This window comes from Pseudomonas sp. C11 (assembly GCF_034683865.1).
Lineage (GTDB): Bacteria > Pseudomonadota > Gammaproteobacteria > Pseudomonadales > Pseudomonadaceae > Aquipseudomonas.
The window spans coordinates 46,127-63,051 of the sequence record NZ_JAWIIP010000013.1 but is presented as its reverse complement, the minus strand read 5'-3'; the positions used below and the strand labels follow the sequence as shown (position 1 = coordinate 63,051).

The 16,925-nt window shown below is 62.9% G+C and carries 18 protein-coding genes; 12 read left to right on the top strand and 6 right to left on the bottom strand.

What is annotated here, in order from left to right:
* Nucleotides 1-153: 153 nt before the first annotated feature.
* On the top strand, nt 154-261 hold the full coding sequence (locus tag VC352_RS19745; RefSeq protein ID WP_322981218.1) for a PA2485 family small membrane protein: 108 nt from the start codon (nt 154-156) through the stop codon (nt 259-261).
* Between the two features lie 23 nt (nt 262-284).
* Nucleotides 285-485, top strand: coding sequence for a type III secretion system co-regulatory protein PtrC (gene ptrC, locus VC352_RS19740; protein ID WP_322981217.1), 201 nt, complete (start codon nt 285-287; stop codon nt 483-485).
* Nucleotides 486-520: 35 nt separating this feature from the next.
* Here ptrC and VC352_RS19735 read toward each other — a convergent pair whose 3' ends face one another.
* Nucleotides 521-2,665, bottom strand: a complete 2,145-nt coding sequence (locus VC352_RS19735; protein ID WP_322981216.1) for a 3-hydroxyacyl-CoA dehydrogenase NAD-binding domain-containing protein — start codon at nt 2,663-2,665, stop codon at nt 521-523.
* Between the two features lie 79 nt (nt 2,666-2,744).
* Nucleotides 2,745-3,950 (bottom strand): acetyl-CoA C-acetyltransferase, encoded by a 1,206-nt coding sequence (locus tag VC352_RS19730; protein ID WP_322981215.1) that lies wholly within the window; start codon nt 3,948-3,950, stop codon nt 2,745-2,747.
* Nucleotides 3,951-4,561: 611 nt separating this feature from the next.
* Between VC352_RS19730 and VC352_RS19725 the strand changes: the two genes are divergently transcribed.
* Together VC352_RS19725 and VC352_RS19720 are read left to right on the top strand one after the other, a co-directional pair.
* Entirely contained in the window at nt 4,562-5,359 is a 798-nt protein-coding gene (locus VC352_RS19725; protein ID WP_322981214.1) for a cytochrome c, read from the top strand.
* A gap of 161 nt (nt 5,360-5,520) precedes the next feature.
* Nucleotides 5,521-5,829: a hypothetical protein gene (locus VC352_RS19720; RefSeq protein WP_322981213.1), complete on the top strand. Its 309-nt coding sequence runs from the start codon at nt 5,521-5,523 to the stop codon at nt 5,827-5,829.
* Between the two features lie 16 nt (nt 5,830-5,845).
* On the opposite strand, the gene VC352_RS19715 is transcribed toward VC352_RS19720, so the two are convergent.
* The 4 genes from VC352_RS19715 to VC352_RS19700 all read right to left on the bottom strand — a co-directional run bounded on the left by VC352_RS19715 (nt 5,846) and on the right by VC352_RS19700 (nt 10,007).
* Nucleotides 5,846-6,643, bottom strand: a complete 798-nt coding sequence (locus tag VC352_RS19715) for a transglutaminase family protein (RefSeq protein WP_322981212.1) — start codon at nt 6,641-6,643, stop codon at nt 5,846-5,848.
* A complete protein-coding gene (locus VC352_RS19710; protein ID WP_017677196.1) occupies nt 6,640-7,590 on the bottom strand; it encodes an alpha-E domain-containing protein in 951 nt (316 codons plus the stop codon). Before VC352_RS19710 ends, VC352_RS19715 begins: the two co-directional genes overlap by 4 nt.
* Before the next feature lie 2 nt (nt 7,591-7,592).
* Nucleotides 7,593-9,002: a circularly permuted type 2 ATP-grasp protein gene (locus VC352_RS19705; protein WP_322981211.1), complete on the bottom strand. Its 1,410-nt coding sequence runs from the start codon at nt 9,000-9,002 to the stop codon at nt 7,593-7,595.
* Between the two features lie 327 nt (nt 9,003-9,329).
* Nucleotides 9,330-10,007 (bottom strand): alpha/beta family hydrolase, encoded by a 678-nt coding sequence (locus VC352_RS19700; RefSeq protein ID WP_322981210.1) that lies wholly within the window; start codon nt 10,005-10,007, stop codon nt 9,330-9,332.
* Between the two features lie 101 nt (nt 10,008-10,108).
* Between VC352_RS19700 and ccoN (VC352_RS19695) the strand changes: the two genes are divergently transcribed.
* The 8 genes from ccoN (VC352_RS19695) to ccoP (VC352_RS19660) all read left to right on the top strand — a co-directional run bounded on the left by ccoN (VC352_RS19695) (nt 10,109) and on the right by ccoP (VC352_RS19660) (nt 16,833).
* Entirely contained in the window at nt 10,109-11,548 is a 1,440-nt protein-coding gene (ccoN, locus tag VC352_RS19695; protein WP_322981209.1) for a cytochrome-c oxidase, cbb3-type subunit I, read from the top strand.
* Entirely contained in the window at nt 11,548-12,156 is a 609-nt protein-coding gene (ccoO, locus tag VC352_RS19690; protein ID WP_322981208.1) for a cytochrome-c oxidase, cbb3-type subunit II, read from the top strand. The genes ccoN (VC352_RS19695) and ccoO (VC352_RS19690) overlap by 1 nt, the downstream gene beginning before the upstream one ends.
* A 5-nt stretch (nt 12,157-12,161) precedes the next feature.
* On the top strand, nt 12,162-12,338 hold the full coding sequence (locus tag VC352_RS19685; RefSeq protein ID WP_322981207.1) for a cbb3-type cytochrome c oxidase subunit 3: 177 nt from the start codon (nt 12,162-12,164) through the stop codon (nt 12,336-12,338).
* Nucleotides 12,335-13,261, top strand: coding sequence for a cytochrome-c oxidase, cbb3-type subunit III (gene ccoP / locus VC352_RS19680; protein ID WP_322981206.1), 927 nt, complete (start codon nt 12,335-12,337; stop codon nt 13,259-13,261). The genes VC352_RS19685 and ccoP (VC352_RS19680) overlap by 4 nt, the downstream gene beginning before the upstream one ends.
* Before the next feature lie 340 nt (nt 13,262-13,601).
* Nucleotides 13,602-15,044 (top strand): cytochrome-c oxidase, cbb3-type subunit I, encoded by a 1,443-nt coding sequence (gene ccoN, locus VC352_RS19675; protein WP_322981205.1) that lies wholly within the window; start codon nt 13,602-13,604, stop codon nt 15,042-15,044.
* Nucleotides 15,044-15,652, top strand: coding sequence for a cytochrome-c oxidase, cbb3-type subunit II (ccoO, locus tag VC352_RS19670; protein WP_322981204.1), 609 nt, complete (start codon nt 15,044-15,046; stop codon nt 15,650-15,652). The genes ccoN (VC352_RS19675) and ccoO (VC352_RS19670) overlap by 1 nt, the downstream gene beginning before the upstream one ends.
* Nucleotides 15,653-15,658: 6 nt before the next feature.
* A complete protein-coding gene (locus VC352_RS19665) occupies nt 15,659-15,841 on the top strand; it encodes a cbb3-type cytochrome oxidase subunit 3 (protein ID WP_159972978.1) in 183 nt (60 codons plus the stop codon).
* Nucleotides 15,838-16,833, top strand: a complete 996-nt coding sequence (gene ccoP / locus VC352_RS19660) for a cytochrome-c oxidase, cbb3-type subunit III (RefSeq protein WP_322981203.1) — start codon at nt 15,838-15,840, stop codon at nt 16,831-16,833. Before VC352_RS19665 ends, ccoP (VC352_RS19660) begins: the two co-directional genes overlap by 4 nt.
* Nucleotides 16,834-16,925 lie beyond the last annotated feature (92 nt).

Sequence of the window (16,925 nt, the reverse complement as noted above, 5' to 3'; positions counted from 1 at the left end):
AACGGTTGTCAATAAAAATTGACAAAAAGCGCGCAGCGACAGCCATCACGCGGCTCGATAGTCACCATGAACGCCTTTCACTTCTGCACTGACGCCGCCTCGGTGAAGATCGCCACATCGGCCTTGCGCCAACACTGACGACAGGAAATCACTATGAGCCTCTACGCCGCACTCGCCAGCTTCGCCGCTGCATCCGCGTTCAACAGCACCCAGCAAAGCCGCCCGGCATCGCCCGACTCACACGATGCGCGGGCGCGCTGAGCCGTAACGAAGGAGATCGCATCATGCACAACCAACTCAGCCAGGATGCCTATGGCATCACCTATGTCCGTCTCGCCGAAGATGGCCTGCAATTCGAGACCGAGGCTGCGCTGCAACTGGAAGATGGCAGCCTGATTACCCTGCGCATGCCCACTCGCCAGAGCGAAATACTCGCCATCCACGAAGCGGTGTGCGTGCAACAGGGCTGGTGCCAGGCCGCCTGAGGGCAGGCGGCCTGTTGCATCAGGAACGCGAGACGTTAGAACCTCTCGCCCCGCGCGGCCTTCTCCAGCAGCAGCGCAGGCGGAAGGAAGCGTTCGCCATACTGCTCAGCCAGGTACTGTGCACGGGCGACGAAGTCCTTCACGCCGTACTGGTTGATGAACTGCAACGCACCGCCGGTCCAGGCGGCGAAGCCGATGCCGAAGATCGAGCCGATATTGGCATCGGCCACCGACTTCAGCACGCCCTCCTCCACGCAGCGCACCGTCTCGATGGCCTGGATGAACAGGATGCGGTCGCGCACGTCTTCCGGCGAAATCTGCGCATCGGCTTTCTCGAAACGCGCCTTGAGTTCGGGCCACAGGTGCTTCTTGCCGCCTGCGGGGTAATCGTAGAAGCCTCTCCCGGCCGCCTTGCCCGGACGCTTGTACTCATTGAGCATGAGATCAATCACCGCGAAGGCCGGATGCTCGGGAATGGCTTTGCCCTCGGCCGCCAGATCCGCAAGGGTCTGCTGGCGGATATGATTCATCAGGCTCATCGACACTTCGTCACTGATCACCAGCGGCCCGACCGGCATGCCGGCCTTGCGCGCCTCATTCTCGATCATCGCGGCGCTGACGCCTTCGCCGAGCATCGCCAGGCCTTCGTTGGTGAAGGTGCCGAACACCCGTGAGGTGAAGAAACCGCGGCTGTCGTTGACCACGATAGGCGTCTTCTTGATCTGCATGACGTAGTCGAAGCCGCGCGCCAGGGTCTCATCCGAGGTCTTCTCGCCACGGATGATCTCCACCAGCGGCATCCTGTCCACCGGGCTGAAGAAATGCAGGCCGATGAATTTCTCCGGCTTGGCCACGGCAGTGGCCAGACCGGTGATCGGCAGCGTCGAGGTGTTGGAGGCGATCACCGCATCACTCAGCGCAGCGGCTTCTGCAGCGGCAGTGACCTTGCCCTTGAGTGCACGATCCTCGAACACCGCTTCGATGATCAGGTCGCAACCGGCGAAATCCGCCTCGCTATCGGTGGCCTTGATCAGCGCCAGGAAGGCCTCGCGCTGCTCGGCGGTCATGTGGCCCTTGCTGACCTTCTTGTCCAGCAGCTTGGCCGAGTAGGCCTTGCCCTTCTCCGCCGCCTCGACGGATACATCCTTGAGTACCACCTCGATACCAGCCGCTGCCGATACGTAGGCGATGCCGGCGCCCATCATGCCGGCGCCGAGCACACCGACCTTTTTCGTCTGGGTTTTCGCATAGCCTTGCGGACGCGAACCACCGGCATTGATCTCGTTGAGCTGGAACCAGAAGGTGCCGATCATGTTCTTCGCCACCTGACCGCAGGTCAGCTCGGTGAAGTAGCGCGCCTCGATGATCTGCGCAGTGTCGAAGTCGACCTGCGCACCCTCGACCGCCGCGCACATGATCTTCTCCGGCGCCGGGAAGCAGCCCTTGGTCTTGTCGCGCAAAACGCTCGGTGCGATGGCCAGCATCTGCGCCACGTTCGGCGAGCTCGGCGTGCCGCCGGGGATCTTGTAGCCCTGCACGTCCCACGGTTGCTTGGCAGCCGGGTTGGCGGCGATCCAGGCGCGGGCCTTGGTCAGCATGTCCTCACGGTCGCTGGCCAGGTCATGAATCAAGCCGGCCTTGAGCGCCGCCTCCGGGCGCACCTTCTTGCCTTCGGCCAGGTACGGCAGCGCCTTTTCCAGACCAAGCAGGCGCACCATGCGTACCACACCGCCACCGCCTGGCAACAAGCCCAGGGTCACTTCCGGCAAGCCGAGCTGTACGTGGCTTTCGTTCAGGGTGATACGGTGGTGACAGGCCAGGGCGATTTCCCAGCCGCCGCCCAGCGCCGCGCCATTGATGGCGGCGACCACTGGCTTACCGAGGGTTTCCAGGCGGCGCAGTTGGCTTTTGATCTTGAGGATCATCTCGTAGAAACCCTGGGCCTCGGCCTGGGTGACCTTGATCAGCTCGTTGAGGTCGCCGCCCGCGAAGAAGGTCTTCTTCGCCGAGGTGACGATCACCCCGGTGATCGAATCCTTTTCCGCCTCCAGGCGATCGACGATCTGGCCCATGGCTTCGCGGTAGACCGCGTTCATGGTGTTGGCGCTCTGGCCGGGCATGTCCATGGTCAGGACGACGATATTGTCCTGGCCTTTTTCGTAACGGATGGCGTCAGTCATTTTTATCTTCTCTTCCCAAAGCTGCGTAGGGCGGGTGAAACCCGCCGACACGGATGGCGGGTTGCACCCGCCCGACCGGTCAGACTCGTTCGATGATGGTCGCTATACCCATGCCGCCGCCGACACAGAGCGTGGCCAGGCCATAGCGCAACTGACGTTTCTCCAGCTCGTCGAGCAGCGTGCCGAGGATGGCGCAGCCAGTGGCACCCAGCGGATGGCCCATTGCGATGGAGCCGCCGTTGACGTTGACCTTGCTCTCGCTCACGCCCATGTCCTTCATGAACTTCATCACCACCGAGGCGAAGGCCTCGTTGACCTCGAACAGGTCGATGTCATCGACGGACAGCCCAGCCTTGGCCAGCGCCTTGCGCGTGGCCGGAGCCGGCCCGGTGAGCATGATGGTCGGATCGGTGCCGGTCACAGCGGTGGCGACGATGCGCGCGCGCGGCTTCAGGCCCAGCTCCCGGCCCTTGGCTTCGGAGCCGATCAGCATCAGCGCCGCGCCGTCGACGATGCCCGAACTGTTGCCGGGCGTGTGCACGTGCTCGATACGTTCGACGTGGCTGTAGACGCGCAGCGCAGTGGAGTCGAAGCCCATCTGCCCCATCATCTCGAAGCTCGGCTTGAGCTTGCCCAGGCCTTCGAGGGTGGAGTCACCCCGGATGAATTCGTCATGGTCGAGCAGCACGATGCCGTTCTGGTCGGCCACCGGAATCAGCGACTTGGCGAACGAACCATCGGCGCTGGCCCGTGCCGCCTTCTGCTGCGAGCGCAAGGCAAAGGCATCGACATCCGCGCGACTGAAGCCTTCCAGGGTGGCGATCAGGTCGGCGCCGATGCCCTGCGGGACGAAATTGCTGTGGATGTTGGTTTGCGGATCCATGACCCAGGCGCCCCCGTCGGAGCCCATGGGCACACGCGACATGGATTCAACGCCACCGACCACCACCAGATCCTCGAAGCCCGAGCGCACCTTCATCGCGCCCAGGTTGACCGCCTCCAGGCCCGAGGCGCAGAAGCGGTTGAGCTGCACACCGGCGACGCTCACGTCCCAGTCGGCGACCATGGCAGCGATCTTGGCGATATCGGCGCCCTGATCGCCCACCGGCGTCACACAACCGAGGACGATGTCGTCCACCTGGCTGGTATCCAGCTCGTTGCGGACCTGCAGGGCATTCAGCAGGCCGGCAACCAGTTGCACGGGCTTGACGCTGTACAGCGCGCCGTCCTTCTTGCCCTTGCCACGGGGCGTGCGCAGCGCATCGAAAATATAGGCTTCGGTCATGGCGTCCTCGGAGACTAATACGGCGCAGGCGGAACAGGTTGCCCCGACCACGCATGTTCATATTGAGCCTGCCTACCATAGCGCCGAGGGGCTGGGGCTCAATGACCGAAGCGCTCAGTGCCGTTGACCACTGAGCTCAGACGAACGGTCATGTCGAAGTCACTGCGCCTCTCGGCTCAAGGAATGCGTCTGGCGCAGGGCTCACTGCCCGTATCAGATCGCGCGGCATAACGTGAAGATTCAAGCTCGTCATTGCTTGCAACCAAGTCGTCTAAAAAGACGCTGACGTCACCCTAGAGTTAATCATGCGTTCAGCCGTTCGAACGCTCAGGTCGCCGCCGGGTCATGCCGGGACGACGCCAACGACCCGATCCCAAAATCGTGGCACTGCCAGCCACGCAGCAAGATCCGGTAACAGCCAATAACAACGCAGGAACGCGGCCATGTTGAAACAACCGAAAATCCGCCAGGCCGGAATCATTCTCTTCGCCACGGCCGTCGTTCTGATCCTGCCCAACCTGACCCGCCTGGTCAGTTGAGGCGATTCGCGCAGGCTAGACCGCCGCGCTCCTTACAGCGATGCTTGGCGCTTCTTGAACGGAGCCCGCCCGATGAAATTTCTTCTCGCCAGCCTGCTATTGCTGACCGCGAGCGCGCACAGCGCAGAACTGCAGGTGACGCAGGGTGACCACCGTCACACCTGGAGCAGTGCAGAACTGCTGAGCCATCCCCAGGCACGCGATATCGAAATCCCTGCTGACGTGGCCTACAAACGCACCATGCACTATCGCGCCGTGCCGATAGCCGTGCTGCTGGATCGTATCGCCCCGGGCGATCACCTGCAGGCGGTGGCGCTGGATGGCTTTGCCGCCGAGCTACCGGCAGCCACTCTGCTGGCCACACAAGGCGCCCGCGCCTGGCTGGCCGTAGAGGACACGAAGAACCCTTGGCCGCCGCTGGCCAAGGGCAAGCCCAGCGCCGGGCCCTTCTATCTGGTCTGGACAAACCCGCAAACGAGCCAGATCGGCCCCGAGCAGTGGCCCTTTCAGGTCGCGACGATCCGCCAGTTGGCGCCGGTCGCGCAACGCTTCCCTGCCCTGCCGCCAGCAGCCGATGCCAGCGCCGAGGTGCAAGCCGGTTTCGCCACTTATCAGAAGAACTGCATGGCCTGCCATCGCCTCAATGGCGCAGGTGATGCCGAGTTCGGCCCGGATCTGAACATCCCGCACAACCCCACCGAATACTTCGCCAGTGACTTCCTGCGCCAGTACATCCGCGACCCGCAAAGCCTGCGGCACTGGCCACAGGGACGCATGCCAGGGTTCAGCGAGCAGGTGCTGCCGCCAGCGGAGCTGGAACGACTGATCGCCTACCTGCAACATATGGCCAAGCGCAAGACAGCGCTCTAGGTTCTGTACGAAAAGTGCCTGCGCTCGGTGATGCTTCGTTAAAAACAGGTTCGGAATGCTCATTTACAGCTCGTAAACTCCGCTTCCTCACCTGTTTTTGCCTCGCCTGACCTTCGCTCGACGACTTTTCGTACAGAACCTAACCACCAAGGTCTCAACGAATGGACAAGATCGATTTCACGGATGAAGAACGCGCCCTGATACTCGGCATGGCCAGTACGCGCGCGGGCAAGCTGGAACGCATTCTCGGTCACCTGACCTGGGTGGGCCCAGGCATTGCGTTCATCGTCTATGGCCTGCTCAGCGAGCAATTGCACGCGCTGGCCATAGGCGCACTGTCGCTGGTTTGCTATCAGCTCTGGGGCATGCTGCAGGAGGTGAGGTATTCGGCGCTCTACGCCGATGTCTTTCGCAAGGTCGCGCGCCTGATCGAACCACGCACCACTGCAGAAGAATCGGAGCGCGGTTGACGCGCTCCGCTGTGCGTTACTGCTGGCGCACCTGCAGCAACGGCGCGACCTGCACCTGGGCGTGCATCTGTTCGCAACCACCACCACGGCGCATGCCGCGTACCGGGCAGGCATCGAGGTAGTCCAGACCAACGGCCAGCTTGAGGTGGCGCTCCGGGCGCGCCAGGCAGTTGGTCACGTCGAAGCTGTACCAGGCATCGCCGACCCAGGCCTCAGCCCAGGCATGGCTGGCCAGGTGCTCGGCATCGTCGGTGTAGAGATAGCCCGACACGTAACGCGCCGGCACGCCGAGGCTGCGCGCGCAGGCGAGGAAGGCGTGGGTGTGATCCTGGCAGACACCACGGCGACCGGCGAAGGCCTCGGCAGCGCTGGTGTCCACTGCGGTGATACCGGGCTGGTAGGCGATATGGGCGTTGAGTGCGTGCATCAGGTCGATCAGGCCGTTGCGATCGGTACGCGCCTTGCTCTGTTGCGCGGCGAACTCGCGGATGGCGTCGTCGGCCTGGGTCAGGCGAGTGAAGCGCAGGAACGGCAGCGCCGACTGGCGCTCGTGCTCGGCTTCGCAGGTTTCATCGATGTCCACCTGGCCACGGGCGCCGATGACGATGGACTCGTGCGGCTCGTCCAGGGTCAGCACATGCAGGATGTTGCCGTAAGGGTCGAGCTGAGCATGCACCGGGCGTGGCAGGTCGAGCTGCCAGCTGAGCACCTGCTGGCGCTCGCTGTCATGCGGAGTCAGGCGCAGGTACTGGATGCTCGCGCGCACCTGATCGTCGTAATGGTAGGTGGTGTCATGGCTGATCGAGAGTCTCATGCGACCTCCAGATAGGACGTGTGGATGGTGTTGCCCAGTTGGCGTACCAGCAGAATGAAGTCGGTGAGCCAGGCATGCAGGCCTTCGTCGAGCACTTCATCGATGCTGGTGTAGCGCAGGCGGGCATCCAGTTCGGCAGCCAGGCGTTGCGCCGGGCGACCGTTCTCTCCGGGTAGACCGGAAAGCATCAGGTTGAGTTCTTCCATGCAGGCGCGCAGCGAGCGCGGCACGTCCGGGCGCAGCAAGAGCAGCTCGGCCACCTTGCGCGTGCGCGGCGAGCCTCGGTAGCTCTCGGCGAAGGCCTCGAACGAGGACAGCGCACGCAGCAAGGCACTCCACTGGTAATAGCTGCGGGCGGTGCGTTCTTCCAGTTCGTCGATTTCCTCGCCGAGCATTTCATAACGGGCATCGAGCAGACGCAGCGTGTTGTCGGCACGCTCGATGAAGGTACCCAGGCGAATGAAGCGATAGGCCTCGCCACGCATGATGGTGCCGAAGGTGGCGCCACGGAACAGGTGCGAACGCTCCTTGACCCACTCGCAGAAGCGGCTGATGCCGTAACGCCCCAGCCCCTGCTCGGCGATGCCGCGCATTTCCAGCCAGGTGGCGTTGATGTTCTCCCACATGTCGGCGGTGATCCGCCCGCGCACCGCATGGGCATTGCTGCGTGCCGCCTGCAGGCAGCAGTAGATGCTGCCTGGGTTGCTCGCATCGAGGGCGAAGAAGTGCAGCATGCGCTCGCCGTGCAGCGGGCCGTGGCGCTCCAGGTAGTCGTCCAGGGTGCCGGTGATCAGCAGCGGCATGGCCAGTTCGTCGAGGCCGTCGCCCCGGCCATCCTGCGGCATCAAGGACAGCGAATAGCTGACGTCGAGCATACGTGCCAGGTTCTCGGCACGCTCCAGGTAGCGCGACATCCAGTACAGATCGGAGGCAGTTCTCGAAAGCATACTCAGTCCTCCACCACCCAGGTGTCCTTGGTTCCGCCGCCTTGCGACGAGTTGACCACCAGCGAGCCTTCGCGCAGTGCCACGCGGGTCAGGCCACCGGGCACCAGGCGCGTTTCACGGCCGGTGAGAACGAATGGGCGCAGGTCGATATGGCGCGGTGCGATGCCGCGCTCGACGAAGGTCGGGCAGGTCGACAGGCACAAGGTCGGCTGGGCGATGTAGGCCTCCGGCTTGGCGATCAGGCGGGCGCGGAAGTTCTCGATCTCGGCCTTGCTCGCCGCCGGGCCGACCAGCATGCCGTAGCCGCCGGAGCCCTGGGTTTCCTTGACCACCAGTTCGGACAGATTGGCCAGCACGTGGGACAGCTCCTCCGGCTTGCGGCACTGCCAGGTCGGTACGTTCTTGAGGATCGGCTCCTCGTCCAGATAGAAGCGAATCATGTCGCCCACGTAGGGGTAGATCGACTTGTCGTCGGCCACGCCGGTGCCGATGGCGTTGGCCAACACCACGTTACGCGAACGGTAGGCCGAGAGCAGGCCGGCGACGCCGAGCATCGAATCTGGGTTGAACGCCAGCGGATCGAGGAAGGCATCGTCGAGGCGGCGATAGATCACGTCCACCTGACGGGCGCCTGCAGTGGTACGCATGTAGACCTTGTCGTCACGCACGAACAGGTCAGCGCCTTCCACCAGTTCCACACCCATTTCACGGGCGAGGAAGGCATGCTCGAAGTAGGCGCTGTTGAAGCGACCCGGCGTCAACACCACCACCGTGGGGTTGTCCAGCGGGCTGGAGCTCTTCAGCGCGTCGAGCAGCAGGTTCGGGTAGTGATCCACTGGCGCCACGCGCTGCGCGGCGAACAGCTCGGGGAACAGGCGCATCATCATCTTGCGGTCTTCGAGCATGTAGCTGACACCGCTGGGCGTGCGCAGGTTGTCTTCCAGCACGTAGTAGCTGCCGTCGCCGTCACGCACCAGGTCGACCCCGGCGATGTGCGCGTAGATGTCACGGTGCAGGTCGAGGCCCTGCATGGCCATCTGGTAGCCCTCGTTGGCCAGCACCTGCTCGGCCGGGATGATCCCCGCCTTGATGATGCGCTGGTCGTGATAAAGGTCTGCGAGGAACAGGTTCAGCGCCTGAACGCGCTGGATGCAGCCGCGCTCGACGATGCGCCATTCGCTGGCGGGGATGGAGCGGGGAATGATGTCGAAGGGAATCAGGCGCTCGGTGCCCTGATCATCCCCGTAGAGGGTGAAGGTAATGCCTGCACGGTGGAACAGAAGGTCGGCTTCTCGTCGGCGCTGGGCCAGCAGATCGTCCGGCGTTTCTGCCAACCAGCGGGCAAATTCGCGGTAGTGCGGGCGGACAGCGCCGCTCGCGTCGTACATCTCGTCATAAAAGGTGCGGGCCATGCCGTACTCCTTGTCACCCGGACTTGCAGCTCACTTTGCAAGGCCCGAGCCAGCACAATTAATCCTTTAAAATCAGTCTATTAGCAAAAAAGCTCAATCAACCAGCACCAACATAGTGCATTACGATCTTTCCGTCACCAGACGCCGCCCCATTTAATGGCACGACCTGCTCGGCACAACATCCTGGCGATCCGCCATGTCGGCAAATCGCCTGTAGCGCAGCCGCTGCGGGCTGTTCGACGGTCTGTCTGTCACATTGCGTGACCGCCGGGTCGAGCGCAACCGCTTTCGCTTTGCGATGGTCGGCGCCCGTCATGCAAAACGCATTCAGGTCAAAGCGCGCAGATGATCGGCAATGCATTGTGCGGCCGCATCCAGATGTTGCTCGTGACTGAAGCCGGACGCCTTGAGTGGCTTGAGATCATGATCGGCGGCCTGCAACCAATGCACGGTGATGGCCGGCGACAGCTCGTAACCCGCGACGGCCTGGCGATTGCCCAGGGCATCACGCTCGCCCTGCACGATCAGCGTCGGCGTGTGCAGGTCAGCGAGATGGGCGACGCGCGGCTTTTCCGGCTTGCCGGCCGCGTAGAAAGGATAGCCCAGGCAGATCAGCGCAGACGCACCCAGCTCATCGGCCAACAGGCTGGCCATGCGCCCGCCCATGGACTTGCCACCGATGGCGACAGAGCCTGCGACCCGCTGGCGCACCTGGGCATACACATCACGCCATTGCTGCAGCAGTTGCGCCTGCGCATTGGGTGGCCGTTTGCGCCCATCCACCCGGCGCTGGGCCATATAGGCGAATTCGAAGCGCACCACGCGCACACCCCGCGCTGCCAGCCCCTGCGCCATGGCCTGCATGAACGGGCTGTCCATCGGCGCCCCGGCACCATGCGCCAGGATCAGCGTGCCAGAGGCTGCCTGCGACGGTTCGTCCCACAACCAGGGCAGCCCCTCCTCACATTGACCCGCGTCAATAAACCCCAATGGCCCTTTGCTCATGCTTGCCTCGCGTCGATATCCGTGGTGTTCATGGCCTGCTCATGCCTAGGGGTGCCACGGATGTCGGCCGCTCTGCCATAACCGTGGATGGAAGCCCAGACATGAACACAACAACCCGTTCCGCCTACAACTACAGGGTGGTTCGCCAGTTCGCCATTATGACGGTGGTTTGGGGCATCGTCGGCATGGGACTCGGCGTATTCATCGCTGCCCAGCTGGCCTGGCCCGAACTGAACTTCAACCTGCCGTGGACCAGCTTCGGCCGGCTCCGCCCGCTGCATACCAATGCGGTGATCTTCGCCTTCGGTGGCTGCGCCCTGTTCGCCACCAGCTACTACGCGGTGCAACGCACCAGCCAGACCACGCTGTTCGCACCGAAACTGGCGGCCTTCACCTTCTGGGGTTGGCAACTGGTGATCCTGCTTGCAGCCATCAGCCTGCCACTGGGCTACACCAGCTCCAAGGAATACGCCGAACTGGAATGGCCGATCGACATCCTGATCACCATCGTGTGGGTGTCCTACGCCATCGTCTTCTTCGGCACGGTGATGCAGCGCAAGGTCAGCCACATCTATGTAGGTAACTGGTTCTTCGGCGGGTTCATCCTCACCGTAGCCATCCTGCACCTGGTCAACAACATGGAAATCCCGGTCACCCTGACCAAGTCCTACTCGCTGTATGCGGGTGCGACCGATGCCATGATCCAGTGGTGGTACGGCCACAACGCCGTGGGCTTCTTCCTCACCGCAGGCTTCCTGGGGATGATGTACTACTTCGTGCCCAAGCAGGCCGGTCGCCCGGTCTACTCCTACCGCCTGTCCATCGTCCACTTCTGGGCGCTGATCGCGGTGTACATCTGGGCCGGCCCGCACCACCTGCACTACACCGCGCTGCCGGATTGGGCGCAGAGCCTGGGCATGGTGATGTCGCTGATCCTCCTGGCCCCGAGCTGGGGCGGCATGATCAACGGCATGATGACCCTCTCCGGTGCCTGGCACAAACTGCGTACCGACCCGATCCTGCGCTTCCTCGTGGTGTCGCTGGCGTTCTACGGCATGTCGACCTTCGAAGGCCCGATGATGGCCATCAAGACCGTCAACGCCCTGTCCCACTACACCGACTGGACCATCGGCCACGTGCACGCTGGCGCCCTCGGCTGGGTTGCCATGGTGTCGATCGGCTCGCTGTATCACCTGATTCCGAAGGTGTTCGGTCGCGAGCAGATGCACAGCATCGGCCTGATCAACGGCCACTTCTGGCTGGCCACCATCGGCACCGTGCTCTACATCGCCTCGATGTGGGTCAACGGCATCACCCAGGGCCTGATGTGGCGCGCAGTCAACGAAGACGGCACCCTCACCTACTCCTTCGTCGAGGCGCTGGAAGCCAGCCACCCCGGCTTCGTGGTGCGGGTGATCGGCGGCGCCATCTTCTTCAGCGGCATGCTGCTGATGGCCTGGAACGTCTGGCTGACCGTGCGTAGCGCCAAATCCGTGGAAATGGAAGCGGCCGCGCAGTTCTCGGTAGAAGGAGCCCACTGATGAAACACGAGATTCTCGAGAAGAACATCGGCCTGATGGCGCTGGTGATGATCCTGGCGGTCAGCATCGGCGGCCTGACCCAGATCGTTCCGCTGTTCTTTCAGGACGTCACCAACGAGCCGGTCGAAGGCCTCAAGCCCTACAACGCCCTGCAACTGGAAGGCCGCGACATCTATATCCGCGAAGGCTGCGTCGGCTGCCACTCGCAGATGATCCGCCCCTTCCGCGCCGAGACCGAACGCTACGGTCACTACTCCGTCGCTGGCGAAAGCGTCTGGGATCACCCCTTCCTGTGGGGCTCCAAGCGTACCGGCCCGGATCTGGCCCGCGTCGGCAGCCGTTACTCGGACGAGTGGCACCGCGCTCACCTGTACAACCCGCGCAACGTCGTGCCCGAGTCGAAGATGCCCGGCTACCCCTGGCTGGTGGAAGGCATCCTCGACGGCAAGGACACCGCCAAGAAGATGAGCGCCCTGCGCACCCTCGGCGTGCCCTACAGCGACGCCGACATCGCCGGTGCCAGCGACGCGGTCAAGGGCAAGAGCGAGATGGACGCGCTGGTCGCCTACCTCCAGGTGCTCGGCACCGCCGTGAAGAACAAGAGGTAAGCGCCATGTTCGAGTTCATCGATGTGGGTACGTTGCGCGGCTTGGGTACCGCACTGGTACTGATCGCCTTCACCGCAGTCACCTTCTGGGCCTATAGCGGCGACCGCCGCGACGAGTTCAACGCAGCGGCCAATCTGCCGTTCGCCGACGACAAGCCCGATGTCTGGAGTAATGAAGCATGACAGCCTTCTGGAGCATCTACATCACCCTGCTCACCGTCGGCACGATGGTCGCGCTGTTCTGGCTGATCTTCGCCACCCGCAAGAGCGAGGTGCACAAGAACCCGACCGAACAGACCATGGGCCACGCCTTCGACGGCATCGAGGAGTACGACAACCCGCTGCCCAAGTGGTGGTTCATGCTGTTCCTCGGCACCCTGGTGTTCGGCGCAGCCTACCTGCTGCTCTATCCGGGCCTGGGTAACTTCAAGGGTGTACTGCCCGGCTACAAGGACGGTTGGACCCAGGTCAACCAGTGGCAGCGCGAGATGGATCGTGCCGATGAGCTGTACGGCCCGATCTTCGCCAAGTACGCGGCCATGCCCATCGAGGAAGTGGCCAAGGACGAGCGCGCACTGAAAATGGGCGGCCGTCTGTTCGCCTCCAACTGCGCGGTGTGCCATGGCTCCGACGCCAAGGGCAGCTACGGCTTCCCCAACCTGGCCGACACCAGCTGGCGTTGGGGCGGCGAGCCGGAGACCATCAAGACCACCATCCTCAAGGGTCGCCATGCCATGATGCCGCCGCAAGGCGCCGCCATCGGCGAGGACGGCGTGCGCAACGTCGCCGCCTACGTGCTGACCCAACTGGGTGGCCGCGAACTGCCGGAAGGCGAAGTGGCAGATGTCGCCGCAGGTCAGAAAATCTTCTCCAGCACCTGCTTCGCCTGCCACGGCGCCGACGGCAAGGGCACTCCGGTCATGGGCGCACCGAACCTGACCAACCCGGCCGCGTTCATCTACGGCAGCAGCTTCGCACAACTGCAACAGACCATCCGCTATGGTCGCAACGGCAACATGCCCGCCCAGGAAGACTTCCTCGGCAACGACAAGGCCCACCTGCTGGCCGCCTACGTCTACAAGCTGAGCCACAGCGAAGAGAAGTAACCCCGCCCCCACCGGTGGTCGCATCCGCGGCCACCGGCCCTCCTCTGTGCGACCCAGTGTCGCACTAGCCGACCAATAGCCCTGCACATTCCTTGATCTGGGCTAAGCTCGCTTTCAGTCGCCATCGTTGACAACTACAAGGCGATCCCTTCTTGGCGCTGCGCAAACTGGTTGCGCAAAACGCTCTCAGCGGTCACCGCAGAGCACCTGGAAAGGTGCTCCCGAAAGGCCCTGAAGCCCTGATCGTGTCGGCATGCTGCGTTGCAATGGCTACTTGCTTTCTCCATACTTGCCGCCGATTTTTGCCCCATAAAAATCCATTAACCGTGGAACCCCTAGCATGAGCACAGCAATCAGTCAGACTGCTTATAACTATAAGGTGGTCCGCCAGTTCGCCATTATGACGGTGATCTGGGGGGTCATTGGGATGGGTCTAGGCGTGTTCATCGCCGCACAACTCGTGTGGCCGGAACTCAACCTAGGCCTGCCGTGGACCAGCTTCGGCCGTCTGCGCCCGCTGCACACCAACGCAGTGATCTTCGCCTTCGGCGGATGTGCACTGTTCGCCACCTCTTACTACGTCGTCCAGCGCACCTGCCAAACGCGCCTGGTCTCCGACGGTCTGGCTGCATTCACCTTCTGGGGCTGGCAAGCCGTGATCGTGCTCGCCGTGATCACCCTGCCGCTGGGTTACACCAGCTCCAAGGAGTACGCCGAGCTGGAGTGGCCGGTCGACATCCTTCTGGGTATCGTCTGGATCACCTATCTGCTGGTGTTCTTCGGCACCATCATGAAGCGCAAGACCAAGCACATTTATGTGGGCAACTGGTTCTTCGGTGCGTTCATCCTGGTCACCGCGATGCTGCACATCGTCAACAGCATGGAAGTACCGGTCAGCCTGACCAAGTCCTACTCCATGTATGCCGGTGCCACCGACGCCATGATCCAGTGGTGGTATGGTCACAACGCCGTGGGCTTCTTCCTGACCACCGGCTTCCTGGGGATGATGTACTACTTCGTACCCAAGCAGGCCGAGCGTCCGATCTACTCCTACCGCCTGTCCATCGTGCACTTCTGGGCGCTGATCACCCTGTACATCTGGGCCGGCCCGCACCACCTGCACTACACCGCACTGCCGGATTGGGCACAGTCCCTGGGCATGGCGATGTCGGTCATCCTGCTGGCTCCGAGCTGGGGTGGTATGATCAACGGCATGATGAGCCTGTCCGGCGCCTGGCATAAGCTGCGCACCGACCCGATACTGCGCTTCCTCGTGGTCTCCCTGGCGTTCTACGGCATGTCGACCTTCGAAGGCCCGATGATGGCCATCAAGACCGTCAACGCCCTGTCCCACTACACCGACTGGACCATCGGCCACGTGCACGCTGGCGCCCTCGGCTGGGTAGCGATGATCTCCATCGGCTCGCTGTACCACCTGATTCCCAAGGTGTTCGGTCGCCAGCAGATGCACAGCATCGGCCTGATCAACGCTCACTTCTGGCTGGCTACCATCGGTACCGTGCTCTACATCGCCTCGATGTGGGTCAACGGCATCACCCAGGGCCTGATGTGGCGCGCAGTCAACGAAGACGGCACCCTCACCTACTCCTTCGTTGAAGCCCTGCAGGCCAGCCACCCGGGCTACATCGTGCGCATGATCGGCGGCGCCTTCTTCGTCACCGGCATGCTGCTGATGGCCTACAACACCTACCGCACCGTGCGTGCCGCCAAGCCGGCTGAATACGATGCGGCTGCGCAGATTCCCGCCGGAGTAGCTCACTGATGAAACACGAAATCATCGAGAAGAATATCGGCCTGATGGCCCTGCTGATGGTGATCGCTGTCAGCATCGGTGGCCTGACCCAGATCGTTCCGCTGTTCTTCCAGGACGTCACCAATGAGCCGGTCGAAGGCCTCAAGCCCTACACCGCGCTGCAACTGGAAGGCCGTGACATCTACATCGCCAACGGCTGCGTTGGTTGCCACTCGCAGATGATCCGTCCGTTCCGCGCCGAAACCGAGCGCTACGGCCACTACTCCGTCGCTGGCGAAAGCGTCTGGGATCACCCCTTCCTGTGGGGTTCCAAGCGTACCGGCCCGGATCTGGCCCGCGTCGGCGGCCGCTACTCGGACGAGTGGCATCGCGCCCACCTGTACAACCCGCGTAACGTCGTGCCCGAGTCGAAGATGCCGGCCTACCCCTGGCTGGTCGAGAACAAGCTCGATGGCAAGGACACCGCCAAGAAGATGGAAGTCATGCGTGGCTTCGGCATCCCCTACACCGACGAAGACATCGCCGGTGCCCGTGATGCAGTGAAAGGCAAGACCGAAATGGACGCGCTGGTCGCGTACCTGCAGGTTCTCGGCACTTCCATCAAGAACAAACGGTAAGACGCCATGGATATCGGGACTATTCGCGGAATCGGCACGGCGGTGGTGTTCATCGCTTTCATCAGCGTGGTGCTCTGGGCTTACAGCAGCAAGCGCAAGTCGAGCTTCGACGAGGCCGCCAACCTGCCTTTCGCCGATGATCCCGAAACCAAGCGCGATCAAGACTCTTCCAGGAGCAATAACCAATGACCACGTTCTGGAGTTGGTACGTAACCATCCTCTCCCTGGGCACCATCTTCGCCCTGACCTGGCTGATCTTCGGCACCCGCAAGGGCCAGCGCCAGGAAGTGACCGACGAGACCGTCGGCCACAGCTTCGACGGCATCGAGGAGTATGACAACCCGCTGCCCAAGTGGTGGTTCATGCTGTTCGTCGCCACCATCATCTTCGCCCTCGGCTACCTGGCCCTGTACCCGGGCCTGGGCAACTGGAAAGGCCTGCTGCCTGGCTACGACTACGTCGACAGCGAGAAGCAGACCCCCTTCGCCGCAGGCGTACAGATCGCCGACGGTTCCATGCGTCATGCCGGCTGGACCGGTGTGCACCAGTGGGAGAAGGAAATGGCGCGCGCCGATGAGCAATACGGCCCGCTGTTCGCCAAGTACGCCGCCATGCCGATCGAGGAAGTGGCCAAGGACGAGCAAGCCCTGAAAATGGGTGGTCGCCTGTTCGCCTCCAACTGCTCGGTCTGCCACGGCTCCGATGCCAAGGGCAGCTACGGCTTCCCCAACCTGACCGACAACGAGTGGCGCTGGGGCGGCGAGCCGGAAACCATCAAGACCACCATCCTCAAGGGTCGTGAAGGTGCAATGCCGGCTCAAGGCCCGGCCATCGGCGAAGACGGCGTACGCAACGTCGCGGCTTACGTGCTGACTCAACTGGGCGGTCGTCAACTGCCGGAAGGCGTGGAAGCCGACATCGCGGCCGGCCAGAAAGTCTTCTCCGGCACCTGCTTCGCCTGCCACGGCGCCGACGGCAAGGGTACCCCTGCCATGGGCGCGCCGAACCTGACCAACCCGGCAGCGTTCATCTACGGCAGCAGCTACGCGCAACTGCAGCAGACCATCCGCTACGGTCGCCACGGCAAGATGCCGGCCCAGGAAGAATTCCTTGGCAACGACAAGGTGCACCTGCTGGCTGCCTACGTGTACAGCCTCTCGCACCAGAGCAAAGAGCAGTAGCACAACCGACTCTTTTGACAAGGGTCAATGAACGCCCGGGTCGCGACTGCTCGTCGCACCCGGGCGTTGTCTTTCAGGCGTACCATATAGAC

What these genes read in the sequence shown, in the direction of transcription:
- VC352_RS19745 (WP_322981218.1), top strand. Translation starts at nt 154, where the DNA reads ATGAGCCTCTACGCCGCACTCGCCAGCTTCGCCGCTGCATCCGCGTTC.
- ptrC (WP_322981217.1), top strand. Translation starts at nt 285, where the DNA reads ATGCACAACCAACTCAGCCAGGATGCCTATGGCATCACCTATGTCCGT.
- VC352_RS19735 (WP_322981216.1), bottom strand. Translation starts at nt 2,665, where the DNA reads ATGACTGACGCCATCCGTTACGAAAAAGGCCAGGACAATATCGTCGTC.
- VC352_RS19730 (WP_322981215.1), bottom strand. Translation starts at nt 3,950, where the DNA reads ATGACCGAAGCCTATATTTTCGATGCGCTGCGCACGCCCCGTGGCAAG.
- VC352_RS19725 (WP_322981214.1), top strand. Translation starts at nt 4,562, where the DNA reads ATGAAATTTCTTCTCGCCAGCCTGCTATTGCTGACCGCGAGCGCGCAC.
- VC352_RS19720 (WP_322981213.1), top strand. Translation starts at nt 5,521, where the DNA reads ATGGACAAGATCGATTTCACGGATGAAGAACGCGCCCTGATACTCGGC.
- VC352_RS19715 (WP_322981212.1), bottom strand. Translation starts at nt 6,643, where the DNA reads ATGAGACTCTCGATCAGCCATGACACCACCTACCATTACGACGATCAG.
- VC352_RS19710 (WP_017677196.1), bottom strand. Translation starts at nt 7,590, where the DNA reads ATGCTTTCGAGAACTGCCTCCGATCTGTACTGGATGTCGCGCTACCTG.
- VC352_RS19705 (WP_322981211.1), bottom strand. Translation starts at nt 9,002, where the DNA reads ATGGCCCGCACCTTTTATGACGAGATGTACGACGCGAGCGGCGCTGTC.
- VC352_RS19700 (WP_322981210.1), bottom strand. Translation starts at nt 10,007, where the DNA reads ATGAGCAAAGGGCCATTGGGGTTTATTGACGCGGGTCAATGTGAGGAG.
- ccoN (WP_322981209.1), top strand. Translation starts at nt 10,109, where the DNA reads ATGAACACAACAACCCGTTCCGCCTACAACTACAGGGTGGTTCGCCAG.
- ccoO (WP_322981208.1), top strand. Translation starts at nt 11,548, where the DNA reads ATGAAACACGAGATTCTCGAGAAGAACATCGGCCTGATGGCGCTGGTG.
- VC352_RS19685 (WP_322981207.1), top strand. Translation starts at nt 12,162, where the DNA reads ATGTTCGAGTTCATCGATGTGGGTACGTTGCGCGGCTTGGGTACCGCA.
- ccoP (WP_322981206.1), top strand. Translation starts at nt 12,335, where the DNA reads ATGACAGCCTTCTGGAGCATCTACATCACCCTGCTCACCGTCGGCACG.
- ccoN (WP_322981205.1), top strand. Translation starts at nt 13,602, where the DNA reads ATGAGCACAGCAATCAGTCAGACTGCTTATAACTATAAGGTGGTCCGC.
- ccoO (WP_322981204.1), top strand. Translation starts at nt 15,044, where the DNA reads ATGAAACACGAAATCATCGAGAAGAATATCGGCCTGATGGCCCTGCTG.
- VC352_RS19665 (WP_159972978.1), top strand. Translation starts at nt 15,659, where the DNA reads ATGGATATCGGGACTATTCGCGGAATCGGCACGGCGGTGGTGTTCATC.
- ccoP (WP_322981203.1), top strand. Translation starts at nt 15,838, where the DNA reads ATGACCACGTTCTGGAGTTGGTACGTAACCATCCTCTCCCTGGGCACC.